Here is a 24610-nt window from a genome sequence, read left to right as displayed (position 1 = left end):
GGTGCTCTTTGCCGCCGGGGCTAAACGACAGCGCCCGCACCATGGGGGAAACCGTCGTGCAACCGCAATGACTCAGCTTTGACATCGGTTTGGTAAACCCAGCTTCTACCGTGGGGAATCGTGGCGTCGCCGGGGCAAGCTCTGCCAGAGCGAATGCAGGCCGATGGCGCGGCAAGCGTTCTGGTGCCTGCGGCTCCCCCGTCGGCGATCGACATCGTAGAGGGCCGGGTGCGGTTGGTCCTACACAAGGCTTTCAGCGGTGGGCTCAAGCCCAAAACACCGAATTGTTTTGTCTTGTGGCATTGTGCCTATGGGCAAAAATTCTGTCTTTAAAATAGAGTTTGAGGCATTTGTCGCGCAGTCTGGGGCGCACGTTGAGACGCTGGGTGCAGAGGCGATGGTAATAGAGCCAGACCAACGGTTGATCGCGCCTTTCCTCTAGGAACGTCCAAGATAAATTCAACGCTATTGTGACCAATTGGGACTGATTTCTTCGCTGCGGAGGCTCCCATGAAAGACTTTTCCCTAAAATCTTTTCCAGAATTGTTTGCTGGTTTAGTGGCCTTATCTCTGGCGCTCGTAGTCAGTTCCTTTATTGGGGGCCAGGCCATTCGCGATTTTAAGCGGGCCAACGATGTGCTGGTGGTCACGGGATCGGCCAAAAGGCCCATTCGCTCAGACGCCATGATCTGGCGGGTATCGGTGTCTAGCCAGCGCCCGACAGCCCAGGAGGCTTACCAAGATTTAAAGCGCCAGACCGATCGCCTGGGGGTTTACTTTCAAGCCAAGCAGGTACCCGAAGCAGCGATTACGCCAGGGGCGATCGAGTCCTACGCCATTCCAGCGGTGGATGCCAACGGTCGCGATACCGGCCAAATTGTGGCCTATCGGTTAACCCAGCGGTTTGAGGTGCGTGCCGAGGATGTCGATCGCTACACCCAACTCGCTCAGCAGGCGGCGGAGTTGCTCAATGAGAATATCAATATTGTGTCTGAGCCGCCCCAGTACCTCTACACGCAGTTGGGCCAGGTGCGGATTGAGATGGTGGCCGAGGCCACGAAGGATGCTAAGGCCAGGGCAGAGGCGATCGCCGACAGCACCGGAGCCAGGGTGGGTGAGGTGCGCAGCGCCAATACGGGGGTGTTTCAAATTACCTCGCGCAACTCCACCGATGTCAGCGACTACGGCGTCTACGACACTAGCTCCATCGACAAAGACATCACCGCCGTAGTGTCGGTTACCTTTACCCTGGAATGAGAGGATGGTGGGGCGATCGCCAGTAGGAAGCTTCACGGTTTGCAGCGCCCTGCCGAGCTTGCCCATCTCGGTCAGCAGCCCCGTGGCCATCACCTCGGCAATGCCCTGGCCCTGCACCACCAGGGTGCCGGAGCGGTTTCGATGCCGGGCTGATCCCGCACTTGGGTTGATCTGGCGGCCCCTCAGCGGCCGGTCTAGCCTGGGCTGCACAGTGCTAGGGTATTGGCATCTACAGCTACCGATCAGCCCTCAGGGTAGGCCATGGCGCAAACTATTCTCATCGTGGAAGACGAGGTCGAGATTGCCCGCTTTGTTCGACAGCTCCTCGAAAAAGAAGGCTTTGCCTGCCTGCACAGCCCCGACGGCTCCGATGCCCTGCGCCAGGTGCAAACCCACCAGCCTCCGCTGGTCATCCTCGACTGGATGCTGCCGGGCCTCGACGGGATCGAGGTCTGCACCCGCATTCGTAAGGCGGCGGGCACCTACGACCCCTATATTTTGATGCTGACCGCCAAGGGCGAAGACGTTGACCGGGTGATTGGCCTGTCCACCGGGGCCGACGACTACCTGGTCAAACCCTTTAGCCCCATCGAGCTGGTGGCCCGCGTGCGCGCCCTGCTGCGCCGCAGCCTGCGCCAGGAAGCCCAGAGCCAGCTGTACCGCACCGCCCACTTTACCGTCGATCTCGATCGCCACATGGCCATCCACCTGGTGAATGGCCACCCCCAGGAGCTAGAGCTGACCACCATCGAGTTCGACCTGCTGGCCACCTTTCTCAGCCATCCGGGCCGGGCCTGGAGCCGCGCCTACCTGGTGGAAAAGCTCTGGGGCAACGACTTTTTTGGCGAAGAACGGGTGGTCGATACCCACGTGGCCCGCCTGCGCAAAAAAATTGAGATCGACCCCAAGCAGCCCCAGTTCATCAAAACCGTGGTGGGCATGGGCTACAAGTTTGAGGATGAGGCCTGATGCGGGTAGGGCTCCGGGGACGGCTGTTTTTCTCTCACCTGGTGGTCATGGTGGTGGGGGTGGGCAGTTTTGTGGTGATCAGCCGGGCGGCCTCCCATCACCTGTTTTCGGGCCACCTGGATGAACTGGCCAGCGTGGGGCGGGTGGTGGACGAGCTGCGGGAAGAGCTGCTGTCGGGGTTTGAAAACGCCTGGAGTGGCAGCACGGCTCTGGCCCTGGTGGTCGGCGGTCTGACGGCGGCGGCGCTGAGCTACTGGGTGGCCCGCCGCATCACCCAGCCCCTGACCGAAATGGAGCGCATTACCGGCCAGTTTGCGGCGGGCAACTGGTCCGAGCAGGTGCCCCGCAGCGAGATTCCGGAGCTGGCGCGGCTGAGCCGCAGCTTTAACCGCCTGGCCCTGAGTTTGCAGGATGTGGAAGAGCGACGGCGGGAGCTGATCGAAGACCTGACCCACGAGCTGAGAACGCCTCTGACCATTGTACGGGGCTACCTGGAGGAGTCGGAGGCCGCGTTGCAGCCGCTCACCTCCGAAACCACCCACCTGCTGGTGCGCGAAACCCGTCGCCTAGAGCGCCTGGTGAACGACCTGCAAGAGTTATCAAAGGCCGAAGCCGGTCAGCTGCCGCTGCATCTCCGGGCGATCGCGCTCCCCCCCCTGTTTGACAAGCTGCTGCTGCGCTTCGATAGCCAGATCGCCGAAGACGGCCCCCAGCTGGGCTGGCGCTGCGACGACGATCTGGCCCCGGTGCTGGCCGACGGCGATCGCCTGGAGCAAATTCTGGTCAACCTGCTGGGCAACGCCATCAAACACACCCGCCAGGGGCACATTACCCTCAGCGCCCAGGCCCAGGGCAGCCAGGTCTGGATTGCGGTCACCGACACCGGCATCGGCATTGCCCCGGAGGAACTGCCCCACGTCTTTGAGCGGTTTTGGCGATCGCCCCAGGCCCAAACCTCTGGGGCGGGCGGCACCGGCATCGGTCTGGCGATCGCCAAACGCCTGGTCGAGCTCCACGGCGGCCACATCGAAGTGGAAAGCACCCTGGGTCAGGGCAGCACCTTTCGCTTTTCCCTGCCCCAGGCGTGATCCCCAATCCCACCTGTACGTCCCCGATGTGTAGGGGCATCGGGGGTGCCGATGATAAATTCGGGGTTCACCTGATCGGATGGGGTATGGGCCCAGATTGACACAGCCTAGCCACAGGTTAGCCACGCAGACTCCCTACAGTGAGGGGAAATCACTCACTGAGGTGTTTGCGATGGTTGCGCTATCGGTTCCGCCGGGCCTACCTGGTGCTGGGCGACAACCGCAACGAGAGCTTCGACTCCCACTACTGGGGTTTTGTGCCGCAGGATCACCTGATTGGGCGGGCGGTGTTTCGGTTTTGGCCCCTCGATCGCCTGGGTGAGCTGAGCGGCGGGTAAGGCTGGCCCTCTCTTTGGGTGAAGGCATTGTCCGCCCTGGCCCTCCGATCGCCGGGGGATCTCCCCCGTGGTAACAAACCTGAAGCTGTATCCCAGGCCGCACCCGCACCCTTTCACCCGTCAGTAAATCCATCGTTGGTGCCAAGGAAGTGCTGTGCAAGGCCAAATCCAATAGGCTCAGGCGACCCTGGATTCACGCCAGGGGGTGAGTCAGCCGCTGCAACTGCTGCTCAATGCCCTCTAAGCGCTGAAGCAACTCCGCCTCCACGGGGGTGGGCAGATCCGTCGCCCGCTCCACGGTGAGGCTGCCGCTGGTTTCGAGAATGGCGGCCTTGACCTCGGCCAGATCTTCAAACCCCTGGCGGCGCAGCACCGCACGAAACTCGGCCTCGCTAATCAGTTCCTTGGCCAGGTTTTCGGCGTTGATTTGCCCATCGAGCAGCAGCAGGGTGGGCCGGCCTTCCACCAGGCGCTCGATGCGCGGATGGCGGTAGGCCAGACGCACCACCAAATAATTGGTCACCAGCAGGGCCGTGGCCCCAATCAGCCCGCCAGAGACCGAATTGTCGTTGCCGATGATGGCGTTTTGCACCGCGTTGGAGAGCATTAGCAGCACCACCAGGTCAAAGCCGGTGAGCTGCCCCAGTTCGCGCTTGCCCCCCAGCCGCAGAGCCATCAGCAAAAAGAAGTAGACCAAAATTGGCCGAACCATTTTCTCTAGAATCGAGATATCAGGAATCCATAGATCGTTCGCCAAAAGATCGCTCACCATAGGGTTTGCCAGCCAGACACGACGGTTATAAGGAAGACACTCTATGATGCTATGGCTGATGCCGTTGATCGCTCGATTATCTGGGGGCAGCGCCGATACCCAGGATCCCCTGATTGACCAGGCGACAGAGACAGAGATGTATCTGTTGGCAGGATTACTCTTTGTGGTGGTTATCCTCACCGTGGGTCTTTTGAACCGTCGGGTGGGCAATTTGCTTCTATTTGCCCTCTCGCTCTGTGGTGCTTTGATCGTCTTAGTTCTGGCGCTGCTGCGTTGAAGCGCTCAACCGATGGCTGGGCACTCCTATGGCCGAACCAATGACAACCCTGACCGACTATGCGATCGCCTTAGAATGCCTCCTACAGGGAAAACATCTAAGGATTTTGCTTCTTCCTGAGGGCGCAGGCCCTTGCATGGAGGTGGCTCTTTACCCAAAGATCTCCTTAGGCTCACTATCCCCACGACATTTAAGGATGTTAACTATGATCGACTTGTATTACTGGACGACCCCCAACGGCCACAAGATCACCATTTTTCTCGAAGAGGCCGATGTCGATTACACCGTTAAGCCCATCAATATTGGCAAGGGCGACCAGTTTGCCCCCGACTTTCTTGCCATTGCGCCTAACAACCGCATTCCCGCCATTGTTGACCACGAGCCTGCTGACGGCGGTGAGCCCCTGAGTCTGTTTGAGTCGGGGGCGATTTTGCAGTACCTGGCCGAGAAAACCGGGCAGTTTTTGCCAACAGGAATGCGCGATCGCGCCAACGTGCTTCAGTGGCTCTACTGGCAGATGGGAGGCCTGGGGCCAATGCTGGGCCAAAACCACCACTTTGGCATCTACGCCCCCGAAAAAATTCCCTACGCCATCAACCGCTACGTCAAAGAGACCGAGCGCCTCTACGGCGTGCTCAACACCCAGCTCAAAGATCGCGAGTTTATTGCGGGCGACTACTCGATCGCCGACATGGCCTGCTACCCCTGGATTGTGCCCTACGAGGCCCAGCAGCAAAATATCGACGATTTTCCTCACCTAAAGCGCTGGTTTGAGGCGATCGCAGCCCGGCCAGCGGTGCAGCAAGCCTATGCAGTGGCCGACGCCTGGCGCAGCGCAGCCTCTATGACCGACGAAGCCAAGAAAATTTTGTTTGGTCAAGGTCGCCGCTAGCGCTCTGTCAGGCTCTAGTCTGTTGAGAGGTGACCCATGGCGACTCTCTCATACAGAAGATGTCGTGGATTGATATCGGGCGAGAGCAGGCACCATCTAAGGTACGCGACAGGGTAGTTTTTGATCATGACTCAGCCGGGGACGGTCTATATCGTGGGGGCGGGGCCGGGGAGCCTGGCCTACCTTACCCTGCGGGGGTGCGCTCTGTTGCAGCAGGCCGAGTGCCTGGTGTATGACGCCCTGGTAGATGAGGAATTGCTGGAATTGTTGCCCGAGGGGTGCGATCGCATCGACATGGGCAAGCGTGGCGGCCAGCCCAGCCCGCCCCAGAGCGAGATCACCCAGCTGTTGGTGCAACTCTCGCGAGAGGGTCGCTCGGTGGTGCGGCTCAAAAGCGGCGATCCCTACGTGTTTGGCCGCACTGCTGCCGAGGTGCAGGCGCTCAACGAAGCGGGCTGCCCAATAGAGGTGGTGCCCGGTGTCTCTTCGGCCCTGGCGGCTCCGCTGCTGGCGGGCATTCCCGTCACCGACCCGGTGTGGAGCCACGGCTTTGGCGTGGTTACAGCCCACGACCCCGACCTGCTCGACTGGCCGACCCTGGCGCGACTGCAAACCCTGGTGGTGCTGATGGGCAGCCGACATCTAGATGAGATTGTCCACCGCTTGCGGGCCAACGGCTGCCGGGGCGACCGGCCGGTGGCGATCATTCGCTGGGGGGGCCACGCCCAGCAGCAGGTGTGGGAGGGCACGTTGCTCACTATTCGCCAGGTGACGCGGGGGCAGACGCTGTCGCCCTGTGTGATGGTGTTTGGGGAAGTGGTGCGGCTGCGGCGATATTTGGGGCCATCTCCAGATCACAATCCAAAAGTCAAAATCCAAAATCCAAAGTTCTCTACCCACCCACCCCTACCCCTCCGAGGAGGGGATGAAGCGACCTCCAAAAACCACAATTCCTCATCCCCTCACCCCCCCAGCCCCCACCCCCTACCCCTCACCCAAAAAACCATTCTCATCACCCGCGCTGCCGAGCAATCTAGCGCCTTTGCTGATCTGCTCACGGCCCAGGGAGCAACAGTGGTAGATTTTCCGGCGTTGGAGATGCGATCGCCCTCAAGCTGGGCCGGGCTGGATGGGGCGATCGCATCCCTCCCCACCTTCTCCTGGCTGATTCTCTCATCGGCCAATGCGGTGAACTTCTTTGTGGATCGGCTGCTAGAGCAGGGGCAGGATCTGCGGGCTTTGAGCGGGCTCAAAATTGCGGTGGTGGGTCGCAAGACGGCGGCGGTGCTGCGACAGCGGGGGCTGGTGCCCGACTTTGTGCCGCCCGACTTTGTGGCCGATTCGCTGATAGAACATTTTCCTGAGGCGGTGGCGGGGCAGCGGCTGCTCTTTCCTCGGGTGCAGAGCGGCGGGCGCGAGGTGCTGGTGCAAGAGTTTACTGCGGCGGGGGCCGAGGTGGTAGAGGTGGCGGCCTACGAGTCGGGCTGTCCAAAATTTCCTGACCCCGAGGCGCTGGAGGCTCTGAAACATAGGCGGGTGGATGTGATTACCTTTGCCAGTTCTAAGACGGTGACGCACACGGCTTACCTGTTGGAACAGGGGTTGGGTTCTCAATGGCGGAGCGTTCTAGACCGAGTGGCGATCGCCTCCATTGGCCCCAAAACCTCGGACACCTGCCGAGAGCGGCTGGGCCGAGTCGATATTGAGCCCGCAGAATATACGCTGGATGGGTTGACGGAGGCGATCGCCGCATGGGCCAGCGCATCATTGGGCTAACCGGGGGCATTGCCACGGGCAAATCGACCGTGGCGGAGTATCTGGCGCGCGAGCATCAGCTGCCCGTGCTGGATGCCGATGTGTACGCGCGGCGGGCCGTAGAGCCGGGTTCTCCCGCTCTGGCTGCCATTGTGGAACGCTACGGCCCCGCCATTCTGCAAGCAGACGGTACTCTGAACCGCGCCCATCTGGGGGAGATTATCTTCCACGACCCCGCTGAGAAAACCTGGCTAGAGCAGCAGATTCACCCGGTGGTGCGCCAGTGCTTTGCCGCCGCGATGGCAGCGCTGGGTGAGGCTTCGACGGTTGTGCAGGTGATTCCCTTACTATTTGAGGCAAATTTGACCGATCAGGTGGGCGAAATCTGGGTGGTGACCTGTCCAGCCACCCTCCAGCGCCAGCGGCTGATGGCCCGCAACGGTCTCACCGCCGAACAGGCCAATGCCCGCATTCAGAGCCAGATGCCCCTGACAGAAAAAGTCGCTCGGGCCGATGTGGCGATCGATAATGCGGCCGATCTACCGACCCTCTTCTGCCGGGTAGATCAGGCGCTGCAGCAAGCCCTCTAAGGCTTCTAGATCGAGGGCCTGAGCTGGTTTAGCGTAGGCGAGGTAGGGGCTGCCCTGGGTAGGCCCCTGGTGGTGCAGCCAGAGGGCGCAGAGGGTAGTGCGGGCCGGGGCGCTGCCCCAGAGACCCTGGTAGTTGGAGAGGTCGAGCACGGTGGCTAAGTCTGTCTCTCGCTGGAGCCAGTGGCGCAGGGGAGCGCTGTTGCCCTGCGCCCAAAAGGGGTCGAGCAGCACGGCGCAGCGACCGCCGGGCCGCAGCAGTTGCAGGCTGCGCTCTAAAAACAGCCGCGACCAGTAGAGGCGGCTCTGGCCCTGGCCTTCGGTGGTGGTGGTGCTGTGGGGGTAGGCGTCAGCCCGGCGTAGATACTGGCTGAGCCAGGCAAACTCGCCTCGGTACTCGGCCCAGGCCTGGGTGAGGTCGGGGTCAATGGTGAGCACCGACTGCTGGTTGTGCAAAAAGGTAGAAGGGGCGACGTGCTTTTGCTCAAACAGGGTGGCGTAGCGTTCGACAAAGCCTGCCTGGGTAGCCTCGATCGCCCCGTGGGGCAGATGGCTGATCACCATGTCAAAACCGCCCTCGCGCAGCCGCTGGTGAAAGTAAAACCCCCAGTGAAAGGGCTGAGCCGCCTCGACATCGGGCAAGCTCAGGGGACGGGTGGGCCGGGGGCCAGCGGGGTCGGGCACCCGCAGACTCAGCTGCTGGCTGCCTTCGCGCCACAGCAGGTGGGTGAGCTTGCCCTGGGCAATGTGGTTGAGCTCATCGAGGCGATCGCGCAAAAAGTCGGCCTGGGCATAGGCGGGCACGCTGCCCACCTCGGCCAGCAGCTCGGTCTGGCTGCGGTAGTGCTCTAGCCGCACCTGGCGCTCGGCCAAAATCGCCTGGTAGCTGTCGGCAATCAACGGCTGGAGCAGGTTTCCCTGGAGCGGGGTGTTGTCGTCAGTCAGGGTTCCCTTAACGCCGCGCTTAGCAGGTACCTGATCAAAGCGCTCGTCGTCTACCCGCACTAGGCCGACCAGAGCATTGCCGTGCAGTATGGTCAGGGTCAGGTCGGGCAGGCTGGTCAGCTCTGCCGGGCCAGTGGTGTGCTGCACCCCCACCAGCCACAGCTGGAGTCGGGCCAGCTCTACTGCCGGGGGCCACAGGTCGAGACCATAGAGAGCGTGGGTAGCGAAGTGACGATAGAGGCCCAGGGTAGAATGCTCGGGAGACAGCTTGGCCCAGTCGGGAATGGTCTTGGTAGATTTTTGGCTGGCGATCGCCCGCAACCGCTCGGCTAACGCCACCAGATGCCCCAGTGCCGCCACCAAAAACCGGCCCGACCCGCAGGCTGGGTCGAGCAGGGTAAACTGGCCCAGCTCGGTCAAGAGCTTCCCAGCCTCGCTGGGGGAGAGGGCTTGCAGCAGTCGATCGGTAGAGCTGTAGTGCTGCCCAGTGATGACGGCGGCGCGATCGAGCAGGGTGGCGTGGAGGGTGCGATCGCACAGCCCATCTAACAGCCGCTCTGGCGTGATGATCGCCGCCCCATCGTAGCCATTGACCCCCTGCTCCAGCAGCACCTCCAGGGTGGCCTCCAGCCCAGCAGCAGTCGCCACCAAGTCAGCCAGCCAGTTGAGCGCAGGCTCAAAGGCGGCATCGGGCAAAGACACATGGCCCCACTGCTGGTCGAGTTCGGCAAACCGAAACGGCCCCCTGGGCACAAAGGGCAACGGCCCCAACCGCTGCTGCAACGCCGGGGCGCGTTCTTCGGCAGGCAGCGTCAAGCCCTGCTGGCAAAGGGGCTGCAAGACCTGAGCAAAAAACTGATCGAGCCCCCGCTGCTGGCTCTGGCCAAACTGGTTGTGCAAATACCACTCGTCACCCCCCAGATAGCCCCGCCGCTGTAGCGCTACCACGGCAATCAGCCGGGTGAGCAGCAAGGCCGCATAGTGGCAGCGATCGTTCCCCGGCAGCAGCCTTAGCGCTTCGGTGAGCGTCTGCCAGCTGTGGTGAAACCCGGCAGAAAGGGGGGTGAGCTGTGCTGCCGTCAGACCCATGACCGTTAGGTAGACGAGGCCTGTTTGGCCGCGTGGGCATAGTCGCGGAAGCGGTTTAAGTCATCCTGTAGGGTGGCCTCTACCAGGCGGCCTAAAAATAGGCCATCCATCCATCTAATCACGGCAGGCACCGAGTAGGAGACGGTGAGCTTAACGCTAGATTGGCCTTCTTTGCGATCGTAGAAGCGAATCGCCCCCCGGTTAGGCAGGCCGTCGATCGACTCCCACTGAATAATTTGGTGGGTGACCAGGTTGGTGATTCTAGAGCGCCAGGTAAACTCTAGCCCCCGCGAAGCCAGCCGCCACTCAGAAATTTCAGGATCGTCGGCTGAGATCTTAACGCCGTCGATCCACTTCATCCAGCGGGGCATTTGCTCTAGGTCAGACCACAGATCCCAGGCGGCTTCTACCGGCACATCGACATCGACTAAAACACTGTGATCGAGCCATTCACTCATGGTGTTTCCCTAGGGTTAGATGGAGTGTTGGGAAGGATGAGCCGCCATTCTGACGAATCTCGCTTAGGGATGGCCACCCTGCATCAGCACCTGTGCTAATTCTACCCGCATTTCTCCCTCTGCCCTTTCACGCCGGGGCCGTCTGTCTGAGGCTGCCGGAGGGAAAAACGGATGGGGAGATGTCGGAGCAGATGCTGAGCAGGGTGAATGTGACGTTTGGCCGCGATAGCCGTGAGTATGAGATGGCGGGGGTGTGCGGCAATCGGAGCGAAAGCGGCCCCAGCGTAAGGCGGTGGCGATGGCGGGTTAGCCTGGGGCAAACTTGGGTAGATAAGGGTGAGTTGAGAATTGGAGGGCGATCGCGTGAACTTGTGCGATCGCCCTCTTTTGTAAGAAGCCGAAATTTGATGCTGCTGTGGGGTGCGGTGGGCAAGGCAATAACCTAACGGTACTGTCGCGAAACCAACAAAAAGCCGCCCCGAAGAGCGGCTTAGATGAGAACCCACTGATAAAGACTAGTGCTTGGCTAAAACACTGGGAGAGTCTTAGCCAGCCACCAGCTCGGAAAACTAGGCGTTTTCTTCAGCAGTTTCGTCTTTCTTACGGCGCAGAGCGGCAACGCCTAGGCCAATGAAACCAGGCAGCAACGCCGGCGTAGGAATAGCCCGGAAAGCGTGGTTGTCGGTTTCAAAAGCAGCATTGGAGGAAAACAGGCGAATCTCATCAAAAAACTGGCTGCTGTCGCTGGCAAAAAAGTTGGCATAAACAGCACCGAGCGCACTTTGATCGCCACTTGGCAAGGGCAATATATTTGCACCGGAGAAAACGCCGCCCGTGACGAGAGTGCCGCCTCGGTAGAACTGAATAGAGTTGAAGGTATCAACCGAGCCCCAATAAAGCCCAAAATAATCAGACAGGGAAGGCAACTTGATGAAAATAGGACCAGGTTCTTGTGTTGCCCCCAGGGTAAGGTAGTTAGTGCCCTGAGTGTAGCTACCCTTGGCAGGGGGAGCTGCGTAACGACCGGGAACGCTGGGCGCATTAGTGATTAAGCCATCACCACTATACACCACCCCATTTTCAGTGTACGGAGTAGCGTTCGTGACATCGGTGGAAATAACTACCCCCTCAAATAAGACCTCTGTAATGTTTGCAACTTGGCTAAAAGCATTGACCGTATCGACTGTCAGTGTAAAAGCGTGGACTGGGTTGGCCGTTGAGAGTGCAACAGTGACTAGAGCACCTGTCCCTAGCAGCACTTGTAAAGGATTGGTTTTCATCATCGTTAGTAACTACTAAACTTCAGAGACTGAAACAAATAATCATTGAACTGACTTGGTAGTGCACTAGCGGTAGATGAATGAGGTCTGGATTTCTGCCTAAAAAAACCTGACAATCCAGAAGACTAATTTCACCTAATCTAACCCACAAAACCTCGATTCAAAACCGATATCTCGTAGGTGTATTTCACTGAAATTTCCCTGCAAGCTGTGGGTACACAGATAGAATTTGATACTAGGTGACATATAACAACCCTGCGTCAATTGTGAACATCAGCATGACAGATATCCCCTCAGAAAAGGCAAAATGCCTGTCATACCTCCACGAATCACTTCGGCCTGCTATACCTCTACTTTAAGTAATTTCTCAGAGATTGTAGGTTTATTGCTTAAGGTTTACTTGTTTTTTATCGATCTGTAAGTGTAGTGCATGAGAGCTATTTGCTAGAGATCTTGGCTTCAAAAAAAGCCGTCACTAAATAGTAGTAGGGTGTGAACAGTATAAGCATAAAAATTTGACCGCCCCACGGGCCATGCCAAAAATTAAAGACACCTTCGCCGTAGTTGCCAACCACATAGGCTAGCAACATTACTCTAGGGATGTTGATAAGAAGCGCTAGGAAAATACCGAGCGTAGTCGCCGCCAAAACTTTTGTCCAAGGCTGCTGGAAGAACATCCCCATGAGCAACCCTACTCCAGCCATCGAGACAGCCATTGCTAAACCACTACAACCCGAAGCCACCTCTACCGCTCCATTGCCGGTCGCAATGAAGCGTCCTTCTACGGTGGCAGGTTGGCCAACTAAATTTAGCGCTTGCCCAGCCCATTTACCCATCAAATTTTCGAGGATAAAGGGGGGAGTAGCGAAGCGCCAGAGGGCATTGGCCACAAAAATAAGGTCGGGATAGAGGCCAATCGCGATCAGCAGGCTGGCAAACCAGTGGTTAACAAAAAAACCTGCTCCCCAAAGTGCCAGGGCCAACCCAGCTAGGGCAATCACAAGCGCTAGGTATTGAAACGATGCCGACGATCGCAGTGCCCAAAATAGTGCCAGCCCGCAAGTTGCCAGGGCATAGCCAACAAAGCGCTCTTCTGGATACTGATTTTGTCGGGGGAGATGAGCTTTGCTATCCCAAATATATTTAGCGCCAAGGGCGATAAAGCCAAAACTGATGGAGCTATTTGTCAGGGTGAGGCCGCCCCAAGCTCCATAGTAGACTACAGCCATAACGGCAACCCAGACGGCCACCAGGCCAGCTTCAGTCTGCAGGCCCCTCTGAAGCTGGCTTAGCATTGTACTCTTTGATGCTTTTGGGGATGCCATAGAGCTACCTTTTGACTTTCTTGACTAGAACCGAGCGGTACGGCTGCCAAACAGCCCCAAACCTAGAAAGGAGAGACCAATGACCACCAGGTTGCCAACGGTTGACACCCCAGCTTTGAGAATGGATTGCTTGGTGTTGGCCTTGAGCTCACTCTCCCTGGTGACCAGCAGGTCTGAGGCCTGCTGAATTTGATCGGGGGTGACGTTGGGAGCGAGTTGGGGGTTTGCCGTAGCTTGCTCAATCTGAGTTTTGATCTGGGCGGCTTGAGTTTCGATTTGGCCGATGGTTTCGCGGTGGAGCTTGTTGCTGTCGCGCAGCACAAACAAGCCTGAGAGCAGAAACAGCGCCCCCATAGCCAGGCAAATGTAAGGGATTAGCTTGCGCCAGCTACGAGACGCCAGGGTGCCGTAGTAGGTAAGGGCCATGCCAAACAGCAGCACGATGCTGCGCTCGGCCACCTGCTGCATTACGCCGACGCGCCACTGAATCGATCGTGGGCTGGGAGGGACGGTAAGAATAAAAAGATCTACCGCAAAACCAGCGAGACAGGCCAGCCCAACGATGAGGCAAAGGCTGCTGGCGATGCTGGCATTGCTGGCATTGCTTGTATTTCGGGCAGATAAGGTAGCCATAGAGGTGCAATTGTAAAGGTAGAGATTAAGGAGCTGTTTCTGTTTCTATATACAAACTCGAGTTTGGTCATCAGCACAGATACATAGGCAATGGGGCTGTGCCTGACTCTTCGGCCATGATATAGAAGGGTGCAATCGCCAATTCTCGTTGATGACCAAGCTTTAAGAAATGCTCAAGCCCATAGCCGTTGAATTAGGTTTCGACTGTTTTCTCGGAAAATATCCGGATGCGTTAACCACGGCGGTAGGTGTGCGGAGAAAGACGAGGCGCACTGGGAAAGCACTGGCCCTATGCTAGCGATCGCAGCAATGTCTGAATCTGGCCATTGGTGGTGGCCAGGTCAAACTGCTGGCTGGCGTGGGTCTGTCCGGCGATCGCCACGCGCTGAGTATCTTCTGGCTGCTGGTAGAGGTAGCCAATCAGCTCGGCCAGCTTGGCGCTGTGGGCGGGGGGGCAGAGCCAGCCTGTGCGACCATGGTCAATTAACTCCACGGCACCGCCCGCCTGGGCGGCAATGGTGGGCCGGCCGCAGAGCATAGCTTCGACGATCACCCGGCCAAAGGGCTCTGGCGCAGTGGAGGTGTGGGCCACCCCATCGCAGGCGGCCATAAGCTGAGGAATGTCGCTGCGAAAGCCGAGAAATTTGACGCGATCGCCGAGCCCTAGCCGAGCTACCTGATCGTGGAGCTGCTGCACATAGTCGTCTTCGCCAAAGAGGGCGTCGCCCACCAGCAGGGCCACTACATTATCTGGGCAGCTGGCCAGCGCTTCGATCAGCACATGCTGCCCCTTCCAGGGTGACAGCCGACTAAAGTGGCCAATGGCAAATTTGCCTGCCAACTGGAGATCGTGACGGAGCTGGTCTACGGTCGCTGGGGGCACCTGGTAGGTAGCTGGACAGAAGCCGTTGTAGACCACTGCCACCTTGTGGGCCTGCCCCCCAGCGGCGATAAAGGCGGCCTTGCTGGCCTCGGAGTTGGCAATCACGAGCTTGGCAAAGCGGTTGGCCAGGCCTACCAGCAGGCGACGGTTGGTGGTGCTGAAGTGCTCTGGCGAAATAACGTCGTGCAGGTGGTAGACCAAGGGGCGACGGGCCAGGGCGCTGGCCAGAGCACCGACGATTAGCGCCTTTGGGGTGTTAGCGTAGATTAGATCGTAGTCAGCTGCAATCTGGGCCGTGCTAAACACCAAAGGCAACAACTGCCCCAAACTGCCTAGCCCCGCCCCTAGGCTGCTGTGTTTACGCACCGACAATTTCCCGTTGGCCAAAATCTGCACAGGCGTCTTTTGATTCTCAAGACGAGTTCTAAAGGCCCCATCTTGAAACAGCCCGATTAAACAGGAGGAGTGGAAAGCCAAAGCAATATCTGCTAAGCAGAGCTCTGCACCACCGGGCTTGCCACTTTGATCTAGAAAAAAAATCTTCACTGGTTTTGGTAGCGATAGCGGCTAAGCACAGAATTTTGGGTAGTGAGCCTGATAATCGTCAAACAGCAGTGGTTGCTACAGAGTCGACCATTGGCGTTCCATTAACTTATCCTTAACGTAGAAAGACTGAGTTAGGCAGGAGATTGTTCCAACTGGCTTTTCTACTGACCAGAGGGGCTCTAGAGGTGTTGCACTTTAAGCAAAATTAAACCCATATCCAAGGTATGGCTTTATTTAGAATATTCCGTAGCCGAAACTTCCAAACTTCATCGGTGCTATATCCTTTATTATCTGCTCCACGAATACCATCTATCTGAGGCGTGATATGAAATCGACGCTTGAGTCGAACAGTCTTTTTTATTAACAGTTGATCAAGCCAGCTTCTCAAGAGTTCTTCAGCGGCAATGCCCTCAGGAATGCCAAAAACATTAGTTTTTAATCGGTGATACACATCTCGAAAGCAAGTCTCATAAGCCGCAGGAGTCCAGGCCATGAAGTAGGTGTCAACCCAGTATTTTGGATGGTTGCGGCAGTTGCAGTAAACATCAAAATTGGGCGGTTGATGAGCAATAACTGTGTTCAGGTTGCGCACGATGTAGCGACCCGTGACCTTCCAGACGACGGTTCTGGCTTGATCAGCTTGCAACAGTTGAGAATTGGCCATGCCGTAGTCAAGTAGTTTAAACTCGCCATACCCTCGATCGTAATGGGGCGGATAGTCTAAGCCGTTGAAGGTAAGAAACTCAACTTGGTCGGCAAGATTGTAGCTATCTACTAATGACTGCAGCAGAGATAGATCAGAATTGGAGTTTTCCACAAAAATAATGCCATCACAACACTTACCTATTTGCCCTAGGTAAAACTCTAGCGCATTGGCATAGTCTTTAAGACGTTCTTGAGGATCAGAACGTTTGAGATTAGGCACTCCAGTCTTCGGTGTAACCGTAGCGGTGAGCATTAGCAGATTACGCATTGTCATAGTTAACCAAAGTACGCAATATAACTTATCTAGTCGTCACAGCAATATCTAACATTACTGTGACCTTTGATCGCACTCAAATCATATTAACTAAGCAAATGAGTAAGATATTCTCATTGTTTCTACTACGACTAAACGCCAGTAGTCTTTTCTTTAGAGACAATTACTTAGCTATATGATTACTACCTTAGAGATTTTCTCTACAGGCAAGAGCGATCATAGTAAACCTTTATAAAATACAAAAAACAAAGTCTAGGCTATAAAGTTTGAATTTAATCTACAAGTATTATCCGGATTGTTACTGTAGAGCTTTTGTATGGAGTTTAATACAAAAAGCCCCTCTCTTTTCAGAGAAGGACTTTGCCATTTATCCAAAAGTTAGGCTAGCCCTGAATTAGACTTAACGAGATGAGCCTAGACTATGCGCCAATAAACCTTAGATGGTTGCTGCCTACGGATAATTTCGAACTCTACTTAATTATTCGAAGATCCCTTTAGCCATCGCGACTAAGCCTCTGCTTCGGCTTTACGCTTGCGCACGGCGCCAAAGGCCAGACCCACTAGCCCAGGCAGAAGCGCTGGGGTAGGAATCGCTTGATACGCCACATTGTCGAGGATGAGGTTGGCTGTAGAGCTGTTGGTAATGACAACTCTATTGAAAGCTCCAGTATCGTTAGTGACAAAGAAGTTGAAGTAGTTGTTGGTGTAGTTGCCACTTCCTGAAGCGAGGAGCGAGTTTAGGGTAAAGCTCCGAATCGCGTTAGCACCCTGCAATAACTGAACCGTTATCAATGCGCGAACTGCTTCGGTAGGGACAGAAACTAGGTTAAAGCCAAAGTAGCCCATGCCCCGTGAGTCCAGAAAATTGAAGGCAACTTGACCCTGCTAATTGGCAGTAGCACCACCACCAATGGTTAGCTGACTACCCCCATAGGACACAGAATTACCACCAGACGAAAGTCTTTGAATAGTAGCTGCCCCCTTGGCAACGCCACCGGGGCCAATAGAACTAGCAACATTACTTCCAACAGTGCCAGTTAAACCGTCAAAATTAATTATTGTGGGTGGGAGAAGAAAAGGAGCATTAATACCAGTGGCTGGAACAGTGGCGTCCGTTCTGGTAACAATGAAGGCATGGGCAGCCTCGACCTGAACAAGGGCGGCTACGGAAAGAGCAACGGTGGCGGCTAGGGGAAGCACGCGATTTTGAAAGAAGGTCATAGGGTTCCTATTAGATAGACTGGGTAACGTGCTGAGCATGGGATCACAACGTACTTCCCAGCGGAGGGCAGCACTGATGGTAGGTTCGGCAATGCACCGTTGACAGAATTAATAGACACCCTTTGGTCGATGCAACCCCGCGGAAACTGCATACCCGAATGGAACCTAGGTTACATATCAAGCATAATGTTACATAATTTCAACGAGATGTGTTAATTGCGCTCGGGGGAGTTTACGCAAGGTTCACAACGTCGACCTGTTTGCTAGCAGTACATGGACCACACGGGGGGCGATCGCACTCCAGGCAAACCCCTCGGCATAGGCCCGGCAGGCCTCGCTGCTGGGCAGCGGTATCGTCTGTTGGCCAAACTCGATTAGCCGCTGGGCGATCGCCCCAGCTTCCCCACTGGCTAGCACCAGTTCTGGGCAAAAGGGCAGCAGCACCTCGGGCATGCCGCCCACGGGGGTACACACCGCTGGGGTACCACAGGCCAATGACTCTAGCAGCACTAGGCCAAACCCCTCCAACGCCTGGCTGGGGATGACTGTGAGGTCGGCGGCCTGATAGGCCACAGGCAGGTCGTCGTCAGGCACAAAGCCCAAAAACCGCACGCAGTCGCCTAGACCCAGTTCGGTTGCCTGGTGTTTTAGAGTTTCGCGCAGGGGGCCTTTGCCAGCGATCGCCAGCCACACCTCAGGCACCTGCTGGCGCACCTGCACCAAGGCGCTGAGCAAGGGGCCAATGCCCATGCGCTGCACCAGGCGGCGGGGGGTGAAAAGAATGAAGCGGTCGCGGGGCCAGCCTAGCTGGGTACGGGCTTTTGCGCGGGTGAGGTTATTTTGAAAACGATTGGTATCAACCCCGCCGGGGATGACGTGGATGCGCTCCCACGGAATGCCGTAGGTCTGGTGCAGCACGGTGCCAAAAGCTTTGCTGAGCACAATGAAGCGATCGCAGCGATTGTACACCCGCTGCTCGACCCACCGTTTGAAGGCAACGCTGATGCGTCCAGCCCCCTCTTGTTGGCTCTCCAACGCCCACGGGCCGTGGAAGCTACCCACCACGGGCACATCTACAGGCAGGTTGGGCAGCACTCCTAGACCGTATAGAGCAAAGTGAATATTGACCACTGCTGCCTCATCTCTCACCAGGTGGCGACTGTGGTAATAGGTCTCGTAGAGGCGCTGAGGCAGGCTGCGATCGCCATGGGTGAGGGTGGTTAGGTGTAGCCCCGGCACCAGGCTATGGCTGGGCAGCTCCAGGCCCATAAGCTCTACGCTGTGACCGCTGGTAGTTAAGCTGTGAACCAACTCATAGACGTAGCGATCGAGCCCGCCCGGCTGGGCTGGAAACCAGTTGTTGCCAACCAGTGCAATTTTTGAAGAGGAATGCGACATCACTGGCTACGTTTGTTTGACGCTGACTATCTACTAACCTACGGCCATCGCCCTTCGCCATCAGGACGATCGGTAAAATTTCAGCAGGCCTCGCCTTAACCTTATTCACGATGTTGAAGCTTCTAAAAAGTTCCCAGTGGTAATACTTAGACTTGGCCCAGTGTAGTTGATAATACACTCGTGCAGACTTGCATCCTTACCCTTCGAATCAGGCCGCTCTACCAACAAATTAGTCTTGCTCTTTTTGGAGACACAAATAAAATGAATTGGTTTAGTTTTAAGCCTGTAGCAGGGGCTCTAGCAGCTTCTGTGGCTGTGGCCGCCCTAGCGATCACCGCCCCTACCGCCAGCGCGCTCACCATTACTGACATCGGTAATGGCGGAGAAGTTAGTGGCACCTTGGCGAACCAAGACATCTTCCAGGCCATTTTGGCCCAGGGCGATGCAGTTGACCTGAAGTGGAATTTCGACCTGGGCAATGGGCAATTTCTCAAAGCCCTCGGTTTTTTGAGTGTCGAAGAGCTGACGACAACCACCGCCAAGGTTTTTGTCCGGGTCGATAACTTATCTACCGTACCCGTCGCGGGTTCAAACATCAACCGCATCACCTCTTTTGGTCTTGGTGTCGGCAATAATGTCGCCCTCAATACCCCTGGATCGACGGCAGGCACGTTACTGACTGGCTTTAACACCAGCAACAACCTGACGGGCACCCTGCCCGGCAACATCATCTGTGCCACCTCGGCCAATAGCTGCACCGGCGGCGGCGGCGGCGGCATCTTCTCCGGTAACTACGATGTGTTTACCTTCCTGCTGAATGGCACTTTTGACGGCACTATTGCTCTCGACACCTTTGGGTTGCGGTTCCAGAGTGTTGGCAATGGTTCGTTGAGCGCTGCTCTGCCCGCCAATGTTACTCCGGTGCCAACGCCTGCGTTGCTACCGGGGCTGTTGGGGCTGGGGGTCGCTGCCCTGCGGAAGCGCGATCGTAGCGAAGAGGAGGCTGCCGAAGCATAACCTCAAGGGGCTTTCCATCTGTTGAATGGCACAACCGCTCGGGGCACTGCGCCCCGAGCGTTTTTTTGCTTTACTGAGCCTTAGAGCTACGGCCTGGCAGGGGTCAGGTGCGTTGACAACCAACGAGTCACCCGCTGGGTTGGCTGCTCTATCGCCACAAAAAAGCCGTAGGCCACCACCACCGCCAGGACGCTGAAGCCCAGCGGAATTAAAAAGTTGGCGGGCTTGGTACCAAAGTAGCTCACCCAGACTGTGCCAGTCAGCTTAAATAGGGGAAAGTGAATTAAATAGAGGGAGTAAGACACCAAGCTTAGAAACAGGCTGGTTGCCACCACTGGCTTGGGTAGCCAGCGGGTAGGGTTTTGGTGGGTCAGCCCCCACAGCAGCAGCATAAAGTAGACGCTCGACCACACCATTTCTTGCAGACCGATGTATTGCTTGGTCACTGAAGTGCCCATAGCCGCACCCAACAACACCGCCACCACCGCCCAAAACCAGGGTTGCCAGCGGGGCAGGCGATCGCGCTTGAGCCCCTCAGCGAGCAGCGCCCCTGCGCACCAAATCACCCAAAACATAGGGAAGTGGTTGACGCTGCCCAGGTGTCGCCTGGGGTCGTCACCAGACTGCACCATTAGCAGCGCCAGACTGCCCAGCGAGACCAACCCTACCCCCAGCAGCACCCGGCGAAACCCATAGCGCAACACCAGCCATAAAAACACCGGGTAGACGAGGTAAAGTTCAATCTGCACCGGCACAAACCATAGAGATGGGTTGGTGACAACTTGCCCAAAACCGCCCCACCAGTTTTGGACTAAAAATAAACTCTCTACCACCCTATTTCCCAGGTTGACATCAGCAGGAATGGCTACCAGCATCGACTGCAACCACAACACAAAAACACCCAAAAAAATCGCGAAAACGTAGGGCGGGTAGATTCTAAAAATTCGTCGAATAAAGAAGTTTTTGAGATCCATTTCTCGCCCCCTTGCAGCGTGAGGAAAGTGGATGCAGAACCCACTGATGAGAAAAAAAATCATCACGGTGGGCCGCAAAAATGGAATTGGAATCGACAGTAGAGCGGCTGCTCGATCTAACCCGCTGTAGGCCTGAGGATTGCTGGCAATCTCAACCCAGCCCACCCAGAGGTCAATTCGCACGTGGTAGAGGACAATGCCCAGACAGGCAATACCCCGAAGAATATCGATCCATACAATAGGCTGGGTAGGTTTCATAAATTACTTTTTAGTTTGTTTGTTTCCTCAAATTCAAGTTGTGGCGGTTAAATGCCAGCCCTGCCGCAGCAAAAATCCAAAGGACTGCACCGGCAAGGCCAAGCATGAGGCTGCTGAATAGCAGCATAAAGAATATGCTTAAACAAATTGCCTTGCTGGCGCTGGCAAAGGTATCAGCTTTTGCCTCAGAGTGCCGAAATAGTTGAAATAGCAAGGCAACTAAACCACCTGCATACAACCCAGTTCCAAGCCACCCTAGGGATAGGAGGGTGTCAATGACCGCGCTATCTACGTGGGTACCTGTGCCCCCTAGGCCCAAACCTAGGGGGTTGCTCATTGACTTGGTTAGATTAGTACGATAGATGCCCTGTCTACCCTGGTAGCTAACGTCGCCTTCTAAGTTGGTAAAGCTGTCTATGCGATCGCCAATGACATTGCCAAATGGCTCAATAAACGTCAACGGCACCACACAGAGCATCATCACCAACATCACCAAAAATAGCCGCATTTGCAGCCTGGGCTTGAGGGAGGTCACCAGCACCAATAGACCTACTATCCAACCTAGCCAGGCCGATCGCACCAGCGTCAGCAAAAACGACAGATAGCCCACCGCCGTAGCCGGAAACTGCACCGGGCTCTCGGTAGAAAACAGCAGCATGAGCCCCGCCAGCATGACCACCGAAAAGGGGGCTGCCGAGTGCATGGTGCTAAACACCCGCATGCCGTAGGGCTCTGGGTCGCCCCCGGATGAGATCAGGCCGCTGTTGATCAGCCAGCTGGTATCCCAACCGGGGGCAACAACATACTGGTAGATGCCGTAGGTGCCGCAGACCAAAACAATCCACAAAAATGTACGCCGCAGCATTTTGCTGTAGGCCGGGTACTCACGCCAGTGGGTGTAGACAAACAGCCCCAGCAGCACCGGTGTCACCCAGTTGAGCAGAGGCAATAGCACTGCCTTAGGAGACTGTTGAATGAGCCCGATCATAGTGCCGTAGGCAATGCCAGCCAGCGCTAGATAAAAGGGCATGCCCCCCTCGCGGGGCAGTCTGCGGATGTAGGCGAGGCATTTCATACCCGATAAAAAGGCCACCAGGTAGGGGGCTAACAATATGGGGCTGGGCTCTTGATAGCCCGCTTGGTAGTCGGCCAGGCGGCGCACAAAGGGGGTCAGCACCCACAGCCAGCAGGTAAAGCTAACATAGATGAGCGGGTAACGCTGATAGAGCACAAACCCCACCGCCAATGCCATGGGCGGAAACCCTAACTGTAAAAAACGCCCTGCCCCCACCCCCAGAAACAGGGTAGTTATCAGAATTAGCGCCAGCATGGGCAGCCAGGCGTCGAGGGGCTGTAGCGCCCCAAGAGGGGAGCGACGTGGCGTGATCAAGTCAGTGTGATTAGCAGTCATGGGTAGGTGCAGCGGCTGGTTGGTAGACATTGAGCAAAAGTGCGGGCCTGGGCTGCTAGGGAATGACCCTGATACCAGACATGGGCATGGGTCGCAATGGTGGCCAGGGCGTTGAGAGAACTGGGGCCGCTGGCGGCAGTGGGTACCCAGTAGTGCTCCCCTGTTGTTAAGCCGTCAATGGTAGTGGCGGCAGCGCGCTGGTTGATGGGTAAGACCCCGTGAGCACAGTAGGCGGCAAAAATGCCAGATTTGCCCAGCCGCCTGGGGTCATAGTTCAAAAAGCCTGCGATCGCCTGGGAGAGCAGATCGCTAATATCGGCCTGAGATCGCTGCCCCAGTTCGAGCAGGGGAGTTGAGCCTACCTGTCGGGGGGCATCCCCTGTGGCCGGGCCAATATCCCAAATTTCTTCGATACCCAGGTGGCGGCAAACCTGGGTGAGCAAGGGTAAAGACTGACCATAGATCAGCTGCTTGCTGTGGCGCTGGCCAAAGATCACCAGGCAAGGACGACGACTAGCCAGCGATCGCGGCTGAGCTACTTCCCCAACGTTAGAAAACACCGGCAAAACTGGAACTTCTCTGTGTTTACCCCGGCTCAGCCTATTGAGGGCAGCCCGATAGCGATCGGTGCTGGTCAGAGCGACGTCGCTCATTTGGGCAAGCTGAGCAGCTAGGTGCTGTTGCACCGGCGACAGGTAAAAGTCGCTGCTCCAGGGGCGGTGCCAGTCGAGGGCGTAGAGTTCGTGGAACATGGTGACAAGCTGCGCCTCTGGGGTTTGGGTGTGCCACTGCCGCAGCCCATCTAGCAGCCAGAAAGGGCAGGCTTTGGGGGCATAGCCGTGGGGCACGTAGTGCAAAATGACTGTGGTAGACAGGGCTAAAGCCCTAACTAAGGAGGCCGCAGAGCGATCTGACAGAGCCATGGCATCTACTGATTCAGCACTTCTAGCCCAGGTCGGATCGCCCACGACAAATCGCGTTTTGAGCTGAAAATCTTTATCGAGCTGTGAAGCTAGCCTAAAGCAATAGTCGCCCACCCCATCGACCATGGGCGGCAGGCGCGGACTAATGGCAGCAATGGGCAGCATGGCAGTTCTAGGTTGAGGCGGCGGGGATGGGCTCTTGGCGGTACAGCCTTTCGGCCAGATCGAGGTATTGGCGCGAAACTACCTGCCACGATCGCTTTTCTGCGATTGCTCTGGCAGCCTGGCCCATAGACTGCCGTAGGTCTAGATTGTTGCTGAGCTGGGTCAAGGCTTTGGCTAAACTTTGGACGTCGTTGGGGTCGGCCAGCACAAACCCGCAGTCTGGAGTAATTAGCTCTGCGGCTCCGGTGGTGGCAGCGGTAACAACGGGTCGCCCACAGGCCATCGCTTCTAGCACAATCAGCCCGAAGGTTTCGTAGCGGGATGGAAACACTAAAAAATCTACGGTCCTTAGAAGCTGAGCAATATCGCGCCGAAAGCCGAGAAAATGGACGCGGTTGCCCAGTCCTAGGCTTTTAGCTAGCTTGGGGTAGGGGCTGTTGGTGGTGTCGCCCGCTACAGCCAGATGGAGCTGGGGCACCTGAACTAGCGCCTGCAGAACAGTTTCTAGGTTTTTGCGAGGGGTGCGAATATCGCCTGCAAAAAAGGCCAGCACGGCATCTTCTGGCAGATCAAGCCCTTTGCAATCTGAAGGGCCGGGCTGAAATTCGTCGATGTCTACGCCGTTTAGAATAACCTCGATGGCGCTGGGCTGAATGCCGATGGACGCTAGCTCCTGCTTTACCTGTCGGGAGACGGCCACGACGGTATTGGCCTGGTTAAAGGCAGTCTGTTCCCAGCGGGCGTTGAGGGCGGTGTAGAGCCATTGGTAGAGGCCGTAGGGGTCGCGGCGGTAGCGAAGGGTGTGGTAAGGCGACCTGAGCCAGGTGCTGTGGACAAAGTGGGCCGTGTTGATATGGCTAGGGAAGGGGGTAATGGCTCCGTTACTGAGCACTAAGTCGTACTGGTCGCGGTGGCGGCGCAGCCAGCGATCGCTCTGGCGGGCAAAGGCTAGGTTTCGCAAAAGTTCGGTAGGCAATTTGCCGACATTAACCAATATCCAAGACACTCGATTTTGCAGCTCTGGGGCAACCTGACTGGCTAAAAAGGTAACGGAGTGACCCCGGCGGAGAGCTTCTTGGGCAATTTCATAGTTGACGCGACCCTGGCCATCGCCGAGGGTAATGCTGTGGGTAATAATACAGATTTTCATTGTGCGTGGCCTTGCGTCAC

24 protein-coding genes and 1 pseudogene are annotated in these 24610 nt (G+C 56.8%); 10 read left to right on the top strand and 15 right to left on the bottom strand.

Translation table 11 applies throughout. From position 1 onward, the window contains the following. The first annotated feature begins 510 nt into the window (after positions 1-510). The 4 genes and pseudogenes from AC0QKW_RS05000 to AC0QKW_RS04985 all read left to right on the top strand — a co-directional run. Positions 511-1257, top strand: a complete 747-nt coding sequence (locus tag AC0QKW_RS05000; protein WP_473149957.1) for an SIMPL domain-containing protein — start codon at positions 511-513, stop codon at positions 1255-1257. 261 nt (positions 1258-1518) lie between these two features. Next, positions 1519-2226 (top strand): response regulator, encoded by a 708-nt coding sequence (locus tag AC0QKW_RS04995; protein WP_473149956.1) that lies wholly within the window; start codon positions 1519-1521, stop codon positions 2224-2226. Further along, entirely contained in the window at positions 2226-3314 is a 1089-nt protein-coding gene (locus AC0QKW_RS04990; protein WP_473149955.1) for a sensor histidine kinase, read from the top strand. The genes AC0QKW_RS04995 and AC0QKW_RS04990 overlap by 1 nt, the downstream gene beginning before the upstream one ends. Before the next feature lie 200 nt (positions 3315-3514). After that, positions 3515-3652, top strand: a pseudogene (locus AC0QKW_RS04985) (S26 family signal peptidase); the annotation flags it as partial. A 193-nt stretch (positions 3653-3845) separates the two neighbouring features. On the opposite strand, the gene AC0QKW_RS04980 reads toward AC0QKW_RS04985, so the two are convergent. After that, positions 3846-4424 carry a DUF421 domain-containing protein gene (locus AC0QKW_RS04980; RefSeq protein ID WP_473149954.1) on the bottom strand — a complete coding sequence of 193 codons (579 nt, stop codon included), beginning with the start codon at positions 4422-4424 and terminating at the stop codon, positions 3846-3848. A 43-nt stretch (positions 4425-4467) separates the two neighbouring features. On the opposite strand from AC0QKW_RS04980, the gene AC0QKW_RS04975 reads away from it, so the two are divergent. The 4 genes from AC0QKW_RS04975 (at position 4468) to coaE (ending at position 7938) form a co-directional block, all read left to right on the top strand. Next, positions 4468-4701 (top strand): hypothetical protein, encoded by a 234-nt coding sequence (locus tag AC0QKW_RS04975; RefSeq protein WP_473149953.1) that lies wholly within the window; start codon positions 4468-4470, stop codon positions 4699-4701. A 205-nt stretch (positions 4702-4906) separates the two neighbouring features. Next, positions 4907-5593, top strand: a complete 687-nt coding sequence (locus AC0QKW_RS04970; protein WP_473149952.1) for a glutathione binding-like protein — start codon at positions 4907-4909, stop codon at positions 5591-5593. A 126-nt stretch (positions 5594-5719) separates the two neighbouring features. Next, positions 5720-7369, top strand: a complete 1650-nt coding sequence (cobA, locus tag AC0QKW_RS04965; RefSeq protein WP_473149951.1) for a uroporphyrinogen-III C-methyltransferase — start codon at positions 5720-5722, stop codon at positions 7367-7369. Then, positions 7345-7938, top strand: coding sequence for a dephospho-CoA kinase (gene coaE / locus AC0QKW_RS04960; protein WP_473149950.1), 594 nt, complete (start codon positions 7345-7347; stop codon positions 7936-7938). Before cobA ends, coaE begins: the two co-directional genes overlap by 25 nt. On the opposite strand, the gene AC0QKW_RS04955 is transcribed toward coaE, so the two are convergent. Then, positions 7888-9969, bottom strand: a complete 2082-nt coding sequence (locus tag AC0QKW_RS04955) for a DNA methyltransferase (RefSeq protein ID WP_473149949.1) — start codon at positions 9967-9969, stop codon at positions 7888-7890. The genes coaE and AC0QKW_RS04955 overlap by 51 nt on opposite strands. 5 nt (positions 9970-9974) lie before the next feature. After that, a complete protein-coding gene (locus AC0QKW_RS04950) occupies positions 9975-10427 on the bottom strand; it encodes an SRPBCC family protein (protein ID WP_473149948.1) in 453 nt (150 codons plus the stop codon). A gap of 92 nt (positions 10428-10519) precedes the next feature. Here AC0QKW_RS04950 and AC0QKW_RS04945 point away from each other — a divergent pair, with 92 nt between their 5' ends. Next, positions 10520-10873, top strand: coding sequence for a hypothetical protein (locus AC0QKW_RS04945; RefSeq protein WP_473149947.1), 354 nt, complete (start codon positions 10520-10522; stop codon positions 10871-10873). 123 nt (positions 10874-10996) lie between these two features. On the opposite strand, the gene AC0QKW_RS04940 is transcribed toward AC0QKW_RS04945, so the two are convergent. The 8 genes from AC0QKW_RS04940 to AC0QKW_RS04905 all read right to left on the bottom strand — a co-directional run bounded on the left by AC0QKW_RS04940 (position 10997) and on the right by AC0QKW_RS04905 (position 18692). Beyond that, a complete protein-coding gene (locus AC0QKW_RS04940; RefSeq protein ID WP_473149946.1) occupies positions 10997-11710 on the bottom strand; it encodes a PTPA-CTERM sorting domain-containing protein in 714 nt (237 codons plus the stop codon). Between the two features lie 434 nt (positions 11711-12144). Next, complete coding sequence (crtC, locus tag AC0QKW_RS04935; RefSeq protein WP_473149945.1) at positions 12145-12936, bottom strand: cyanoexosortase C; 792 nt, start codon at positions 12934-12936, stop codon at positions 12145-12147. Between the two features lie 120 nt (positions 12937-13056). Next, on the bottom strand, positions 13057-13665 hold the full coding sequence (hpsJ-C, locus tag AC0QKW_RS04930; RefSeq protein ID WP_473149944.1) for an HpsJ-like protein, cyanoexosortase C-associated: 609 nt from the start codon (positions 13663-13665) through the stop codon (positions 13057-13059). 289 nt (positions 13666-13954) lie between these two features. After that, a complete protein-coding gene (locus AC0QKW_RS04925) occupies positions 13955-15094 on the bottom strand; it encodes a glycosyltransferase (RefSeq protein ID WP_473149943.1) in 1140 nt (379 codons plus the stop codon). A gap of 205 nt (positions 15095-15299) precedes the next feature. Next, a complete protein-coding gene (locus tag AC0QKW_RS04920) occupies positions 15300-16073 on the bottom strand; it encodes a mediator of RNA polymerase II transcription subunit 11 family protein (protein WP_473149942.1) in 774 nt (257 codons plus the stop codon). A 507-nt stretch (positions 16074-16580) separates the two neighbouring features. After that, positions 16581-16919: a PTPA-CTERM sorting domain-containing protein gene (locus AC0QKW_RS04915; RefSeq protein WP_473149941.1), complete on the bottom strand. Its 339-nt coding sequence runs from the start codon at positions 16917-16919 to the stop codon at positions 16581-16583. A 39-nt stretch (positions 16920-16958) separates the two neighbouring features. Then, entirely contained in the window at positions 16959-17294 is a 336-nt protein-coding gene (locus tag AC0QKW_RS04910; RefSeq protein WP_473149940.1) for a hypothetical protein, read from the bottom strand. 243 nt (positions 17295-17537) lie between these two features. After that, on the bottom strand, positions 17538-18692 hold the full coding sequence (locus AC0QKW_RS04905; RefSeq protein ID WP_473149939.1) for a glycosyltransferase family 4 protein: 1155 nt from the start codon (positions 18690-18692) through the stop codon (positions 17538-17540). A 261-nt stretch (positions 18693-18953) separates the two neighbouring features. Here AC0QKW_RS04905 and AC0QKW_RS04900 point away from each other — a divergent pair, with 261 nt between their 5' ends. Next, positions 18954-19709 carry a cistern family PEP-CTERM protein gene (locus tag AC0QKW_RS04900; RefSeq protein ID WP_473149938.1) on the top strand — a complete coding sequence of 252 codons (756 nt, stop codon included), beginning with the start codon at positions 18954-18956 and terminating at the stop codon, positions 19707-19709. Positions 19710-19795: 86 nt separating this feature from the next. Here the strand turns inward: AC0QKW_RS04900 and AC0QKW_RS04895 are convergent, their stop codons facing one another. From AC0QKW_RS04895 to AC0QKW_RS04880, 4 genes are read right to left on the bottom strand one after another with little or no spacing between them, the layout of a single operon-like run. Further along, positions 19796-20941, bottom strand: coding sequence for an acyltransferase family protein (locus tag AC0QKW_RS04895; protein WP_473149937.1), 1146 nt, complete (start codon positions 20939-20941; stop codon positions 19796-19798). Positions 20942-20951: 10 nt separating this feature from the next. Next, the gene (locus AC0QKW_RS04890; RefSeq protein ID WP_473149936.1) at positions 20952-22352 is read right to left on the bottom strand and encodes an O-antigen ligase family protein; all 1401 of its coding nucleotides are present in this window, start codon (positions 22350-22352) and stop codon (positions 20952-20954) included. Continuing rightward, positions 22349-23440 (bottom strand): glycosyltransferase family 1 protein, encoded by a 1092-nt coding sequence (locus AC0QKW_RS04885; protein ID WP_473149935.1) that lies wholly within the window; start codon positions 23438-23440, stop codon positions 22349-22351. Before AC0QKW_RS04885 ends, AC0QKW_RS04890 begins: the two co-directional genes overlap by 4 nt. 7 nt (positions 23441-23447) lie before the next feature. Further along, complete coding sequence (locus AC0QKW_RS04880; RefSeq protein ID WP_473149934.1) at positions 23448-24590, bottom strand: glycosyltransferase family 4 protein; 1143 nt, start codon at positions 24588-24590, stop codon at positions 23448-23450. Positions 24591-24610: the final 20 nt, after the last annotated feature.

This window comes from Pseudanabaena sp. PCC 9330 (assembly GCF_055795045.1).
The sequence above is the reverse complement of the archived record's forward strand: the minus strand, read 5'-3'. Positions and strand labels throughout refer to the sequence as shown.

Coding starts and splice junctions, on each gene's coding strand:
- AC0QKW_RS05000 (WP_473149957.1), top strand. CDS start 511: ATGAAAGACTTTTCCCTAAAATCTTTTCCAGAATTGTTTGCTGGTTTA.
- AC0QKW_RS04995 (WP_473149956.1), top strand. CDS start 1,519: ATGGCGCAAACTATTCTCATCGTGGAAGACGAGGTCGAGATTGCCCGC.
- AC0QKW_RS04990 (WP_473149955.1), top strand. CDS start 2,226: ATGCGGGTAGGGCTCCGGGGACGGCTGTTTTTCTCTCACCTGGTGGTC.
- AC0QKW_RS04980 (WP_473149954.1), bottom strand. CDS start 4,424: ATGGTGAGCGATCTTTTGGCGAACGATCTATGGATTCCTGATATCTCG.
- AC0QKW_RS04975 (WP_473149953.1), top strand. CDS start 4,468: ATGATGCTATGGCTGATGCCGTTGATCGCTCGATTATCTGGGGGCAGC.
- AC0QKW_RS04970 (WP_473149952.1), top strand. CDS start 4,907: ATGATCGACTTGTATTACTGGACGACCCCCAACGGCCACAAGATCACC.
- cobA (WP_473149951.1), top strand. CDS start 5,720: ATGACTCAGCCGGGGACGGTCTATATCGTGGGGGCGGGGCCGGGGAGC.
- coaE (WP_473149950.1), top strand. CDS start 7,345: ATGGGCCAGCGCATCATTGGGCTAACCGGGGGCATTGCCACGGGCAAA.
- AC0QKW_RS04955 (WP_473149949.1), bottom strand. CDS start 9,969: ATGGGTCTGACGGCAGCACAGCTCACCCCCCTTTCTGCCGGGTTTCAC.
- AC0QKW_RS04950 (WP_473149948.1), bottom strand. CDS start 10,427: ATGAGTGAATGGCTCGATCACAGTGTTTTAGTCGATGTCGATGTGCCG.
- AC0QKW_RS04940 (WP_473149946.1), bottom strand. CDS start 11,710: ATGATGAAAACCAATCCTTTACAAGTGCTGCTAGGGACAGGTGCTCTA.
- crtC (WP_473149945.1), bottom strand. CDS start 12,936: ATGGCTGTAGTCTACTATGGAGCTTGGGGCGGCCTCACCCTGACAAAT.
- hpsJ-C (WP_473149944.1), bottom strand. CDS start 13,665: ATGGCTACCTTATCTGCCCGAAATACAAGCAATGCCAGCAATGCCAGC.
- AC0QKW_RS04920 (WP_473149942.1), bottom strand. CDS start 16,073: ATGACAATGCGTAATCTGCTAATGCTCACCGCTACGGTTACACCGAAG.
- AC0QKW_RS04915 (WP_473149941.1), bottom strand. CDS start 16,919: ATGGGCTACTTTGGCTTTAACCTAGTTTCTGTCCCTACCGAAGCAGTT.
- AC0QKW_RS04910 (WP_473149940.1), bottom strand. CDS start 17,294: ATGACCTTCTTTCAAAATCGCGTGCTTCCCCTAGCCGCCACCGTTGCT.
- AC0QKW_RS04905 (WP_473149939.1), bottom strand. CDS start 18,692: ATGTCGCATTCCTCTTCAAAAATTGCACTGGTTGGCAACAACTGGTTT.
- AC0QKW_RS04900 (WP_473149938.1), top strand. CDS start 18,954: ATGAATTGGTTTAGTTTTAAGCCTGTAGCAGGGGCTCTAGCAGCTTCT.
- AC0QKW_RS04895 (WP_473149937.1), bottom strand. CDS start 20,941: ATGAAACCTACCCAGCCTATTGTATGGATCGATATTCTTCGGGGTATT.
- AC0QKW_RS04890 (WP_473149936.1), bottom strand. CDS start 22,352: ATGACTGCTAATCACACTGACTTGATCACGCCACGTCGCTCCCCTCTT.
- AC0QKW_RS04885 (WP_473149935.1), bottom strand. CDS start 23,440: ATGCTGCCCATTGCTGCCATTAGTCCGCGCCTGCCGCCCATGGTCGAT.
- AC0QKW_RS04880 (WP_473149934.1), bottom strand. CDS start 24,590: ATGAAAATCTGTATTATTACCCACAGCATTACCCTCGGCGATGGCCAG.